Source organism: Prevotella sp. Rep29, assembly GCF_019551475.1.
Classification (GTDB): domain Bacteria; phylum Bacteroidota; class Bacteroidia; order Bacteroidales; family Bacteroidaceae; genus Prevotella.
The window spans coordinates 2,060,711-2,073,892 of record NZ_CP047159.1 but is presented as its reverse complement, the minus strand read 5'-3'; the positions used below and the strand labels follow the sequence as shown (position 1 = coordinate 2,073,892).

The 13,182-nt window shown below is 49.3% G+C and carries 11 protein-coding genes; 8 read left to right on the top strand and 3 right to left on the bottom strand.

Annotation, left to right across the window (positions count from 1 at the left end; all coding sequences use genetic code 11):
• Positions 1-36: 36 nt before the first annotated feature.
• The 7 genes from GRF55_RS08820 to GRF55_RS08790 all read left to right on the top strand — a co-directional run bounded on the left by GRF55_RS08820 (position 37) and on the right by GRF55_RS08790 (position 7,786).
• A complete protein-coding gene (locus GRF55_RS08820; protein ID WP_220368056.1) occupies positions 37-1,902 on the top strand; it encodes a class I SAM-dependent DNA methyltransferase in 1,866 nt (621 codons plus the stop codon).
• Positions 1,903-1,904: 2 nt separating this feature from the next.
• Positions 1,905-2,906: a restriction endonuclease subunit S gene (locus GRF55_RS08815; protein ID WP_220368055.1), complete on the top strand. Its 1,002-nt coding sequence runs from the start codon at positions 1,905-1,907 to the stop codon at positions 2,904-2,906.
• Positions 2,907-3,081: 175 nt separating this feature from the next.
• The gene (locus GRF55_RS08810) at positions 3,082-3,873 is read left to right on the top strand and encodes a DUF3822 family protein (protein WP_220368054.1); all 792 of its coding nucleotides are present in this window, start codon (positions 3,082-3,084) and stop codon (positions 3,871-3,873) included.
• A 10-nt stretch (positions 3,874-3,883) separates the two neighbouring features.
• Positions 3,884-4,420, top strand: a complete 537-nt coding sequence (gene rsmD / locus GRF55_RS08805; protein WP_220368053.1) for a 16S rRNA (guanine(966)-N(2))-methyltransferase RsmD — start codon at positions 3,884-3,886, stop codon at positions 4,418-4,420.
• Between the two features lie 20 nt (positions 4,421-4,440).
• Entirely contained in the window at positions 4,441-5,016 is a 576-nt protein-coding gene (locus tag GRF55_RS11780) for a DapH/DapD/GlmU-related protein (RefSeq protein WP_305076399.1), read from the top strand.
• Between the two features lies 1 nt (position 5,017).
• Positions 5,018-5,701, top strand: coding sequence for a glutathione peroxidase (locus GRF55_RS08795; protein ID WP_220368052.1), 684 nt, complete (start codon positions 5,018-5,020; stop codon positions 5,699-5,701).
• Between the two features lie 6 nt (positions 5,702-5,707).
• The gene (locus GRF55_RS08790; RefSeq protein WP_255563778.1) at positions 5,708-7,786 is read left to right on the top strand and encodes a GDSL-type esterase/lipase family protein; all 2,079 of its coding nucleotides are present in this window, start codon (positions 5,708-5,710) and stop codon (positions 7,784-7,786) included.
• 196 nt (positions 7,787-7,982) lie between these two features.
• Here GRF55_RS08790 and GRF55_RS08785 read toward each other — a convergent pair whose 3' ends face one another.
• Positions 7,983-10,043, bottom strand: a complete 2,061-nt coding sequence (locus GRF55_RS08785; RefSeq protein WP_220368051.1) for an acetate--CoA ligase family protein — start codon at positions 10,041-10,043, stop codon at positions 7,983-7,985.
• 501 nt (positions 10,044-10,544) lie between these two features.
• Positions 10,545-11,000: a thioredoxin-dependent thiol peroxidase gene (bcp, locus tag GRF55_RS08780; protein ID WP_220368050.1), complete on the bottom strand. Its 456-nt coding sequence runs from the start codon at positions 10,998-11,000 to the stop codon at positions 10,545-10,547.
• A 159-nt stretch (positions 11,001-11,159) separates the two neighbouring features.
• Between bcp and GRF55_RS08775 the strand changes: the two genes are divergently transcribed.
• A complete protein-coding gene (locus tag GRF55_RS08775) occupies positions 11,160-12,449 on the top strand; it encodes an MATE family efflux transporter (RefSeq protein WP_220369678.1) in 1,290 nt (429 codons plus the stop codon).
• On the opposite strand, the gene GRF55_RS08770 is transcribed toward GRF55_RS08775, so the two are convergent.
• A complete protein-coding gene (locus GRF55_RS08770; protein WP_220368049.1) occupies positions 12,446-13,066 on the bottom strand; it encodes a nitroreductase family protein in 621 nt (206 codons plus the stop codon). The genes GRF55_RS08775 and GRF55_RS08770 overlap by 4 nt on opposite strands.
• Positions 13,067-13,182 lie beyond the last annotated feature (116 nt).

The following is a 13,182-nucleotide window of genomic DNA, read 5'->3' as shown; positions in this document are numbered from 1 at the left end:
CTCTTTTTTTTTATCTTTGCAAAAAAATATTGATATATGGCAAATGAGGCTAAGACATCGCAGTTCTTTAGAAAGCTGTTGAAGGAAAGAGGTTACTACGATGACAAGGATATCATCGTGGAAGAGCAGCAGACAGACAATAAGAAGCTGGCAAAACTTTTGCAGAACGCTTCAAAGTCTGGAACTGGTAAGGGCTACCCTGACTTCATCATTACTTGTGGTCGATATCCAGACCTTGTAATACTGGTAGAATGCAAGGCTGACACGAAGTATCATGCGTCTGCTACGCTTGACTCATTTCGCGAATATGCCATTGACGGCGCATTGCTCTATTCGTCGTTTGTCTCAAAGGAATATGATGTTATTGCAATAGGTTTTAGCGGTGAGAAAGCATCGTTGGCAAGACTAAGTCATTACATCCAATTAAATGGTGAGAAGAACTTCCATCAATTTTTCAAAGAGGGAGAGTTACTCGACATAGACAGTTATCACCACGGACTGATGCAGAGCACCTATAAGTTCAATCAGGATTTTAACAAGTTGATTGACTATACAAAGGAGATGAACGAGGAGCTTCAAGGCAAGAAAATCAAGGAACGCTTGCGTGCTCTGCTCATCAGCGGTATCTTGATTGCACTCAAAAATGAACGTTTCAAGGCTGAATATAAGAATTATCAGACGACAGCAGAACTTGTTAATAACTTGTATTCTGCTATTTGTGCAGAATTAAACAGAAGCGATGTGCCAAACAGAAACAAAAAGTCGTTGATAAAAGGCTTCGAGTTTATCACCACAAATCAAAGCATTAACGACCCATCGGCAGAAGGAAAAACATATCTGACTGACCTGATCTCAAATTGTGACAGCAGAATCAATGGTTTTAATGTCACCCATAAGTATATCGATACAATCAGCCAATTCTATGTAGAATTTCTGCGCTATGCCAACAATGACAAGGGGCTGGGTATTGTGCTGACCCCTCCTCATATTACGGAATTGTTTTGTGAACTTGCACAAATCGACAAAGATAGTGTAGTAATCGACAACTGTGCGGGAACAGGCGGATTTCTTGTAAGTGCCATGAAGAGAATGTTGGAAAATGCAAATGGTGACATCGCCAAGGAGCAGCACATTAAAGACTGGCAACTTGTGGGTATTGAGTACGACGAGGAAATCTATACACTGCTGATTTCAAACATGATTGTACATCGTGATGGAAGGACGAACATCTTTTGGGAAGACTGTTTCGAAACAGAAAAGGATGCTCTGAAAGAAAAATTCCATCCTACGGTGGGATTGCTGAATCCCCCTTACAAGAATAAAGGAAAGGGTACGGAGGAGCTTGAATTCGTGCTGAACAACCTGTCCATGCTGGAAAAGGGTGGTACCTGCATTGCCATTATGCCTATGAGTTGCGTGATTGATACGAAAGGTGATTCCTATCTGCTGAAAAAGAAAATCTTGGAGAATAATACACTTGAAGGTGTATTGTCTATGCCAGAGGAACTTTTTTATAACTCAAAAGTGAACACTGTTACATGTGCTGTAATTATTAAGGCAGGCTATAAACATCCAGAAGGCTATAAGACATGGTTTGGCTATTGCCGTGATGACGGATTTGAGAAACGAAAAAACAGAGGTAGAATAGACGTAAATCACACATGGCCCGATATCAAGAAAAAATGGGTGAATGCCTTTTTAAACAGAGACGAAATTGAAGGGCTCAGTGTCAAAAGGTATGTAACAGCAGAAATGGAATGGTGCGCAGAGGCCTATATGACGACCAACTATGGGCAGCTGACGGAAGATGATTTTATGCAAACCGTAAGGAACTACTATCTGTTCGGCTTGAAATGTGCTCAATCGCAGGATAATGAAGTTGAAGAGGAGGAACTGCAATGAAGATGCTACGACTTGACGAACTATTTGAAGTGCGCAACGGCTTAGCTTCGCAAGAGGTTGTTCGCTCACCTCGTCGGTTGAACGAAAATTGGGTGCCCTACATTCGTCCCTCGTTCAGACAGGATACGAGCATAGATGCCTATGTGAACAAATTTCTTGTTCCATCTGATTGTTTATACCCCAAAGATACACTTTATGTTTCTACCGATGGGCAAGGAAGTCACACCTATGCTTATGTCTCTGTTTCTGAATTTGTGCCAAATTCTAATGTCTCTGTTCTTATTCCACTTGTTGAAATGTCGTTGGACGAGAAACTGTATTATGCGTTCTGTGTTACAAAAAACCGTTTCAAGTTTTCTTATGGTCGAAAGCCTAAAGGGGATAAATTGAAAGAAATCATGCTTCCAGCAAGAAGTGAGATTCCCGCTTTCGTCAAGGGGGTTGTTGAAGAACGTGTAAGTAATGACATGTTGGACTCCATAGATTTTTCTGCGCTTTCAGATAAGGCTGTAGACACTTCCCGTTTTAGCAACCTTGTTCCTTTAAGCGAATTGTTTACGGTTGAGAATGGTGTTTCTGCCAGTATTCTGTTACGATTAAAGTTTAAAAAGAATGAGAATTGGATTCCTTTTATTCGCCCCAGCTATCGCCAGAGCACCAGCATCGATGCATACGTAAACAAGTATTTGGTAGCACAGGAGAAAGTTTATCCAAAAGGAACGCTTTATGTTTCTACTGATGGTCAGGGAAGTCACACTTATGCCTATGTCTCTGTTTCCGAATTTGTCCCAAATTCTAATGTGGCAGTATTAAAGCCGAAACGACCTATGACACTTCGCGAAAAGTTGTTTTATGCGATGTGTATCTCAAGAAACCGCTTCAAATTCTCATATGGTCGCAAACCGAAGGGTGAGAAATTGGAGCGTATTATGTTGCCTCTTTCTATTAGTAAATCGTACAATGAAATGGCATTGTTAGATTATTTACGCAAACTTTCTTTGTAAAAACAAAAACCATTAGGATAGGCTCTCTAACCCTCTCTTTTTCTATCCCTGAATAAAGTTGATGCTTTTTCAGACCTTTTTTACATTTCCGGGAGTTTTTGAGAAACATGATGCAGATTTTGTAAGATTGAAAAATAATGACTACCTTTGTCAGACAAAATAAATGTCAGACACAATGCATCATTCTATAGACTATTTGCCGCAAGTGGGTGAGGAACTGGTCATCCGTATTGCGCATGGGAATTTGTCGTTTGCCAAGCGAAACAAGAAAGACGGTCAGGTTGCTTATGAGCGATATGAGTTGAACGGCAGCATTTCGATGGCAGCCAATTTGCGCAAGGCATTTCAGACATCCGACTTTCTGAAAGATGCCGGTGAGCAGGTGCTGGTGCTCGTTGACTCCAATGTGTTGCTCGTTCCGGAAAGCGAGTTCCAGGCGGAACAGATAGACACACTTTATGAGCACACGTTCTCAGATGCCGACTCGGATGTGAGGATGTTCGACGAACTGCCGGAACTGAGCGCAGTAGCGGTTTATGCCATAGGAAAAGAGCTGAAAGCCGCCATTGAAGAACGGTTTAGTGACGTGCACTATATGGCGATTGGTACGCCCGTGTGGAAATATTTCCATCATCTCCATTACACTGGTCATCAGAAAAAGTTGTTCGGATATTTTCATGATAAGAAACTGGAAGTGTTTGCTTTCTCGCAGAAACGTTTCAAGTTTTGCAACAGCTATACTGTTTCTCATGTCAACGATGCGCTCTATTTTCTTCTGTTTGTATGGGAACAACTGGCATTGGACCAGGAGAATGACGAACTTTATGTGGCTGGTGATGTGCCAGGCGAGGAATGGCTGACGGGGCAGCTCCGCCGTTATGTGCAGCGTGTCAGCGTGGTGCCGTCGGGTTCAGGGCAGATGCCCTACGACCTCAGTCTGTTGTGTCGGGAAATACAGAATCATTGATTCATAGGCTATGCGGATTATAACAGGAAAATATAAAGGTCGGCATTTCGACGTTCCACGTACATTCAAGGCGCGTCCGACAACCGATTTTGCCAAGGAGAATATCTTCAATGTGCTCAACGGCTATATCGATTTCGAAGGCTTGTCGGCGCTCGACTTGTTTGCAGGCACGGGCAGCATCTCGCTCGAACTGCTCTCCAGAGGATGTAGCCAAGTGGTCAGCATAGAAGCCGACCGCGACCATGCTGCTTTCATCCGCCAATGTTTGCAAAAACTTGGCGACAACCATGTGGCGGTGATTCGTGCCGATGTGTTCCGTTACCTCAAAACGTGCAGACAACAGTTCGATTTCATCTTTGCCGACCCTCCCTATGCACTTGATAAACTGCCGGAGATTCCTTCGCTGGTCCTGAATAACGACGTGCTCAAAACGGATGGGATATTTGTTCTTGAACATGGAAAGCATAACGATTTTTCCGCGAATGAATATTTTAAGGAGCATCGAACTTATGGAAGTGTGAACTTTTCGATTTTCAGAAAACCATAACTTGTGATATAAACAAATGTATGTTTGAAAAAATAGATACCATAGGGTCTGTTTACAAGGACGATCCCAGTATGCGTGCCGTGAATGGTGAGATTGTGCGGAGTCATGAATTATGCCTGAAAATCTCGTCCAAGAAGCCGACAGACCCTGACTATAGAGAACTGTTGGAAGAACTCTTCCAGTGTAAACTGGACGATAGCGTCGTCGTCGTTTCCCCGTTCTATTGCGATTGCGGATGCCGCATGAAGTTCGGGAAACATATTACCATCAACAAAGGAGCGACCATCCTCTCGCCTGGAGGAGTGGAGATAGAGGACTATGTTCTGATTGCTCCTGAAGTGAAAATAGTTACGGTCAATCACGACCTTAACGACCGTTATAATCTTTACCATTTCGGGAAGGTGACGATTAAGGAGAATGCATGGATTTGCGTCGGTGCCATCATTTGTCCAGGCGTGACCATCGGAAAAAATGCCGTCGTTGCTGCTGGAGCCGTGGTAACGAAGGATGTTCCAGACAACGTGATGGTCGGTGGCAACCCTGCCCGAATCATCAAGAAAATTGAAGAGAAGAATATAATAACTAACAATAAATAACATGAAAAGAACAATATTGTTTTTAACCATAGCCCTGTTTGCTATAGGTTGCTATGCACAAAAGGAGATTTACAAAATTGCGGTGAAAAACATGTATGGTAAGACCGAGACGCTGAAGCCGTACAAAGGAAAGGTGTTGCTTATTGTCAATACGGCAACGCGTTGCGGTTTCACACCTCAGTACAAGGAGTTGGAAGAGCTTTACGCCAAATACCATGCACAAGGCTTTGAAATTCTGGATTTCCCCTGCAACCAGTTTGGAGCGCAGGCGCCCGAAGACATTCTGAAGATTCGGGAGTTTTGCACGGAGAACTATGAAACAACTTTCCCGCTCTTCGACAAGGTGGATGTCAACGGAACGGAAGCTGCTCCTTTGTTTGTTTATCTGAAAGGAAAACAGGGCTTCCGTGGGTTCGACTTGAACGATCCAAAGGGAAAACGTCTGGACGGGATGCTCCGTAAACGCGATGCCGACTACGACAAAAATGCGGACATTAAATGGAATTTCACCAAATTCCTTGTTGACGGGAAGGGACGTGTCGTACGTCGTTTCGAGCCTACAGAATCGATGAACTCGGTGGATCAAGCGGTGAGTGAGCTGTTGAAGAAGAATTTCGGCAAGAAAATGAAGAAGAAAGCATGCAAGAAGGCAAAAAAGAATGCCACTTGCTGTGAGAAGAAATAATAAAAAATGCGTGGTGGAATGAGGCGGTGGCTATTTCTCTTCTGTTGCCTGTTTGTGTTAGGTAGTTATGCGAAGGTCCCCCTTCGCGTTGCTTGTGTGGGCAATAGCGTGACCTACGGATATGGTCTGGCTGAGCGCGAGACGCAAGCCTATCCGGTTGTTTTGCAGCAGTTGTTGGGTAGCGGATTCGATGTGCGCAACTTCGGACATTCGGGATCGACCCTGCTCTCGAAAGGTCATCGTCCTTATATTGAGCAACAGGCTTACGCCGACGCCTTGGCATTCCGCCCCGATTGGGTTATCATCCACCTTGGATTGAACGATACCGACCCGCGCAATTGGCCAAATTACGGGGACGACTTCATTCAAGACTACTGTCGGCTGATTGATGCCTTCCGTTCTGCCAATCCGAAAGTGAAGGTGTGGATATGTCGCATGACACCAATCGGTCATCGCCATTCGCGTTTCCAGAGCGGAACCCGTGACTGGCATGCGCAGATTCAGGAGGCTATCGGTCGGGTGGCGCATGCTGCAGAGGTGGAGTGCATAGACCTTCACGCCCCGCTCTATACCCGTCCCGAATTGTTTCCCGATGCGCTCCATCCCAATGCAGAAGGGGCGCGCATCATTGCCGAGACGGTCTATTGCCGTCTGACAGGCGATTTCGGAGGCTTGCAGTTGCCGGCATATTATGGTAACGGGATGGTGTTGCAACGTGGCGACTTGCTCCGTTTCCACGGGAAAGCCAATCGTGGGGAGAAAGTGCGCATTGCGTTCGGTGGCAAGACATCTGATGTGGTGGCTGGAGCTGACGGCGAATGGAGCGATGTGCGTAAATGCTTACCTGCAGGAGGTCCATATAAGTTGACCGTATCCACGAAAAAACAGAAAGTGGTGATCGACTCGCTGTTTGTCGGTGATGTGTGGTTCTGTTCGGGGCAGTCGAACATGGAACTTCCTGTCTCACAGACAGCAACGGCTCAGGAGGATATAACGAATGCTTCGAAGGCGCGGAACCTGCATATATTTAACATGCGGACGCGCTATCCGACGGACAATGTGGAGTGGGAGCGGGCGGTGCTCGATTCAGTGAACCATCTCCGTTTGTTTGCACCGGTGCGCTGGCAGGAGGCTGACGGGCGCGCAGTGGCAAATTTCTCTTCCATCGCATACCATCTCGGGCGCGTCTTGGCAGATAGTCTGCAAATCCCTGTCGGCATCATTTGCAATGCCGTCGGAGGCACGACGACCGAGTCGTGGATTGACCGAAAGACGTTGGAGTGGGAGTTTCCGCAGATACTTTACGACTGGTATCATGGAGATTTTGGCATGAAATGGGCTCGTGAGCGGGCGCTGAAGAATATCGCACAAACGACCGACAAGTTGCAGCGTCATCCCTATGAGCCCTGTTACATGTTCGAGTCGGGCATGCTTCCTTTCACAGGGATGAATGTCAAGGGTGTCGTGTGGTATCAGGGAGAGTCGAATGCGCATAACATCGAACTTCATGAGCGGTTGTTCCCGTTGTTGGAAAACAGTTGGCGCACCTTCTTCGCAGCGGAGCGTCTCCCTTTCTATGTGGTGCAGCTGTCGTCTCTCAACCGCCCGTCGTGGCCCTCGTTCCGCAATAGTCAGCGGCTGTTGGCAGAAAAATGCCCATTCACTTATCTGACGGTGACCACCGATGTGGGCGATTCGTTGGACGTACATTATAAGAATAAGCGACCGATAGGCGAGCGTCTCGCCCGGCAGATACTCCGTCACAGCTATTCATGCGACCTGCTTTCCGACAGTCCTGAGTTGAGGAGCGTCTCGTCGGAGGGAAACATGTTGCGTCTTTCTTTCGACCATTCGGCAGGTTTGACGGCTGCTGACGGGCGCTTGAAAGCATTTGAAGTGGCAGGCATCGACGGTCTTTATCATCCGGCAGAAGCGCGCATAGAAGGCGAAACGGTGATTGTCTTCTCCGAAAAAGTGAAAAAGCCCCACTTCGTCCGCTACGGTTGGAAACCATTCTCTGATGGCAATCTGGTGAACGGAGCCGGACTTCCTGCTTCTACCTTCAAGGCAGAGGTCGGGGAATAAAAAGAGCCTACTGAAAAAAATTCTTTCCCCCTTCAACCAGCTTCCGTACCTTCTCGGTATGGAAGCTGGTTGTTTTGTTTCGTGCGGGTTGATACGCATCTCTTCGGTTTGGGCTAACGGGCTCCAATCATGGGAATACGCACAAAAAATCCCGCTCAAAAGGCGGGATTTTTTGTTTTTAGAGAACTCCGATGGGTCATTTCTCTACGAGGATGCGCGCATCCACTGCTGTCACGCTGTTCTCGTCGGCGAGCAGCGGGTTGATGTCCATCTCCTTGATTTCCGTTGCAAAGCGGAGGAGTACGGAGAGGCGGACGATGATTTCTGCATATTTCTGCTCGTTGAGACCTTTCTGTCCGCGCGTACCTTTTATTATTTTATAGCTGCGCAGTGAGCGAATCATCGAGTATGCCTCGTCGAACGAGAGCGGTGCCAGACCGCTTGACACGTCTTTGAGCACTTCGACGAAGATGCCACCCAGTCCGCAGAGGACCACGTGTCCGAAGCGCGGTTCGTATTTGGCTCCGATGAAGAGTTCCGTGCCTTTGATCATCTTCTGCACCATGACGGCGGTTGCGTCTGGAATCTGCATCATGCGGTCGAACTCCAGTGCAAGATGCTCGGCGCTCTTGATGTCGAGTGTCACGCCGCCCACGTCGCTTTTGTGTACGGGTCCCACCACTTTTGCCACGACGGGATAGCCGCATTGCTCAGCAAAGTGCAACACTTCGTCCTTCTTGTTGCTCACAAACTCAGGCACGGTAGGGATGCCGGCACATTCCAGCAGTTGGTTGACCAGTTTCGGAGCGATGTATCCGTTTTCGTTGATGCCGTCGATGATTTCGCGGATGCGCGGCACGTCCACGCCCAGTTTTTCGATTTCGCTCTGTGCCGGTTGCGGTGTGCGCATCACTTGGGTCAGGGCGGTGGCGAGCGTCACCTCGTCGCTGAAGTTGACGTGTCCGCGACTGAGGAACTCGGCTACCTCCGGACCGGCGGTGTTCACGCTCGGCAGGATGGGGAAGATGGGCTTCTTGCATTCCAGAATCTTCTGGTGCAGCACGTCGTATGCCTCGTAGAGTTTCACCAGTCCCGGTGTTCCGAAGATGACCATGATGGCGTCGATGTTCTCGAACTTGTTCTCGCAGTAGTCGATGGCGATGCCAAGGTGTTCGGGTGTGCCCGTTGCGAGGATGTCAATGGGGTTGGCGGTCGATGAGCCGGCAAAGAGTTGGCTCTTCAGCTCGTCAGCCAAGGGTCCGTTGATGGCAGGCACTTTCAGTCCGCCTTTCGACAGTGCATCGGTCAGCATCACGCCCGGACCTCCTGCATGTGTCACGATGGCGCAGTTTCTGCCCGTCAGTCGTGGCAGGGTGAAGATACATCCGACGGTCGTCAGTTCCTCGCGTGAGAAACAGCGCACGATGCCCGCCTTGCGGAAGAGTGCTTCCACGGCACTGTCGCTCGATGCGATGGCACCCGTATGCGATGAGGCTGCGCGGCTGCCGCTCTCCGATGAGCCGGCTTTGATGGCTGCGATGCGGCATCCTTTGCGGATGAGTGAGCTGGCGTGCAGCAGCAGTTTGTCGGGGTCGGAGATGTTTTCGATGTAGAGCAGTTTCACGTGTGAGTCGCGCTCAGCGTCGAAGTTTTCGTCCATGTATTCAAGAACCGACTCGATACCGATTTGTTTGCCGTTGCCGATGCTCCACACGGAGTTGAACTGCAAGCCCTTCGTGACAGCCGATTCGAGGATGAACACGGCTGTGGCGCCTGAGCCTGACACGAAGTCGGCGCCTTTCGGATTGAGTTTCGGGATGGGTTTGGTGAAGACGGAGTGGTGCCATGAGTTCATCAGTCCGATGCAGTTCGGTCCGATGAGTGCCGCTCCGTATTGCTCGCAGGTGTCGAGAATCTTCTGTTCGAGCACGGCGCCCTCGTGGGTCTCCTCGCCGAAGCCTGCCGAGAGGATGATGAATGCCTTCACGCCCTTGTCTCTTGCCAGTGTCTCCACGGCTTCGGGACAGAATTTGGCTGCGATGACGAGGATGGCGAGGTCCGTCGGTGGAATCTCGTTTACACTGTGGAACACTTTGATGCCCTGCACCTCGTCTTCCTTCGGGTTGACGATGCGGAGCGTGCCGCTGTAGTTTCCGCTGATCAGGTTGCGTACGACAGCACCGCCGGGCTTCTGCGTATTGTTCGAGCCGCCTACGACCACGATGCTTTCCGGATGTAATAATTGTCTGTTAATCATAGTTATTTAAGGTTTTTCGTTTCGTTGATGCGATAGCGCATGAGATGTTCATGCTCAAAGATACGATTGCAAATTTACGAATAAATTCCGGATTTGCAGCCAAATGAGTGAAATATTTGCACTTTTTTTGCTATATCGCCTTGTCGGCAGAAACGCTCTTCGGAAAAGCGTTGCAGTGGGAACAGTCCTGTGATTCGGCACCGTTTGTTCGCCCTGCGCTGCCGTTTGGTTAACGCTAAGTGCAACTTTCATTAACCAAACTCGTACGGTTTTCTAAACCAATCTCGTACGAAGTTCCATACCAAACTCGTACGAAGTTGCATACCAATCTCGTACGACTTTGGTCACCAATCTCGTACGAGTTTGGTTAATGAAAGTTGCACTTAGCGTTAACGAAGGGGCTGCTTACGGGTAACGAAAGGGCACACGACGGCTTACGGAAGGGCTTTCGGGCAGCCGCTTCCGGCTCTGGTTCCAATCGTCATGGCTGCTGATTCTGCGCTATTTTCCGAGAATCTGTGCGGCGTGTTCCTTCACCTTGATTTCCTTCGGTCGGATGATGCGCTCGATTTTTCCTTCTTCGTCGATGATGAAAGTGGTGCGGAAGGTGCCCATGTATTTGCGTCCGTACATGGACTTCTCGCCCCAGGCGCCGAACAGTTCGGTGAGCCGGTGGTCGGTGTCGGCGATGAGTGTGAACGGCAGTTCGTGCTTCTCGATGAAGTTCTGGTGTCTTTTCTCATCGTCCACGCTCACTCCGAGCACTTCGTAGCCCGCCTTCTTCAGCGCCTGATGGTTGTCGCGCAGGTTGCATGCCTGTTGCGTGCATCCCGGTGTCATGTCCTTCGGATAGAAGTAGAGCACGACTTTCTTTCCCTTGAAATCGCTCAGGCGGATTTCTTCACCTTTCTCGTTGCGTCCCAGCACTTCCGGGGCTTTGTCTCCAATGTTTAGCATAATCGTTGTGGTTTTAGTTGATTGACCTACAAAAATAACGCTTTTTTGTGAAAAGTGGTGCGAGACGTGTCCTTTTTCTGAAAAATGGTTACCTTTGCAGTTGATAACCATTGCTCTTGCGCTTCGCCTGTTCAGGCGTGTGCAGGGCTTTCTGCAGCGATGAATCACTACGACCGTCAGATATTTCAGTTGGCGTTGCCAGCCATTGTTTCAAACGTGACCGTTCCGTTGCTGGGGCTGGTCGATGTGGCGATAGTCGGTCACATCGGCAATGCTGTGTATATCTCTGCGATAGCCATCGGCTCGATGATATTCAATGTCATCTACTGGGTGTTCGGCTTTCTGCGGATGGGCACGAGCGGACTGACGGCTCAGGCGCGTGGCAGGCGTGACTTGCGTGAAGCGGTGGGCGTGTTGTGCCGGTCGCTGTCGGTGGGGTTGCTCGTCGCGCTGTTGATATTATTGCTTCAACATCCCCTGCGTCTGCTTGCCTATTTCTTGATTCAGCCGCCCGCCGAAGCGCTGCCTTTGGTCGATACCTATTACCGTATTGCCGTGTGGGGTGCGCCCGCCATGCTTTCGCTCTATGGTCTTTCGGGTTGGTATATCGGCATGCAGAACACGCGTATCCCGATGTTTGTCTCTATCTTTCAGAATGTGGTGAACATCGTGGCGAGCCTGTTGCTGGTGTTCGGCGCGGGGATGGATGTGGCAGGCGTGGCATTAGGAACCGTGATAGCACAGTATGTGGGCTTGGCAGTCGGACTGCTGCTGTTGTCCGTTCACTACGGCAAGCTCCGGAAACATCTGGCGGTGCGTGGTCAGTTGCGTGGCAGGTCGATGTGGGAGTTCTTCCGTGTGAACCGCGACATTTTCGTGCGCACGCTCTGTCTGGTTGCTGTGAATCTGTTTTTCCTCTCCGCCGGTGCCTCTCAGGGGGCGTTGGTGTTGGCGGTCAATACGTTGCTGATGCAACTGTTCATGCTCTTCTCATACGTGATGGACGGCTTTGGCTTTGCCGGAGAGGCGTTGGCTGGCAAGTATTGGGGAGCCGGTGATGCGCAGGCATACCGCACGACCGTCGCGCGGTTGTTCCGTTGGGGAGCGGTTGTCATGCTGTTGTTCACACTTGGTTACGCCCTTGGGGGCACGTCGTTCATCGGTTTGCTGACGAGTGACGGGGAGGTGCTTGCGGCTTCCCGTCCGTATATGATTTGGGCGATGCTTATTCCCGTGGCAGGAATGGCAGCGTTTGTCTGGGACGGCGTTTATATCGGCGTGACTGAAACGCGCGGAATGCTGTTGGCGATGCTCCTTGCTGCCGTTCTTTTCTTCGGTCTGTATTTCCTTTTGAAAACAAAAATGGCGAACCACGCTTTGTGGCTCGCCTTCATTGTGTTCCTGTCGGTGCGCGGACTGATACAGACCTTGCGCCGTCCGCGGCTTTAAAATTTGTTGTAAGACACGTTTTCAGGTTTCCATTTGTCTTTCGGTGTGGGCGACTCAGCCGGATAGCCGATGATGATGATGTTCAGCGGAATGATGTGTTCGGGGATTCCGAGCAGTTCGCGCAGCGGTTCGTAGCGGTTTTTGTTGGGGAAGAGCGCTGTCCACACGGCACCCAGACCCAATCCGTGAGCGGCAAGGAGAATATTCTCCGTGGCAGCCGAAGTGTCCTGAATCCAATATTGCTGTGCGTCGCCGCTGAGTGCTTTCTCCAGGTTTCCGCAAACGATGATGCCGAGCGGTGCCGTTTTCAGCATGCGCTTGTTAGGGTTGATTTCCGCAATCTTCTCCAGGATGGCTTTGTCGTTGACGACAATGAAGTGCCACGGCTGCTTGTTGACAGCTGTCGGCGCTGCCATTCCAGCCCGCAGCATGGTTTCCACCTTGTCCTGCTCCACGGCTTTGTCCTGATATTGGCGGACGGATGTACGCGTCATGATGTTGTTGATGACAGCCTTTTCGGCATTCTTGCAATGGTGCTCCTGTGCTGAAAGCGAGCAGGGGAGTGCTGCCAGCATAATCAGTGCAGCACATTTGCGCAAAAGATGTGTTTGTTTCATGGTTCTTTAATTTGTTAGTAAATGACTGTTGCAAAGATACGATTAAGTGTGTGAACTGCAAAATGAAAGCTGTTTTATTTTTTCTTTTACATTATCTTTTTTTGTTGAATGCTTTT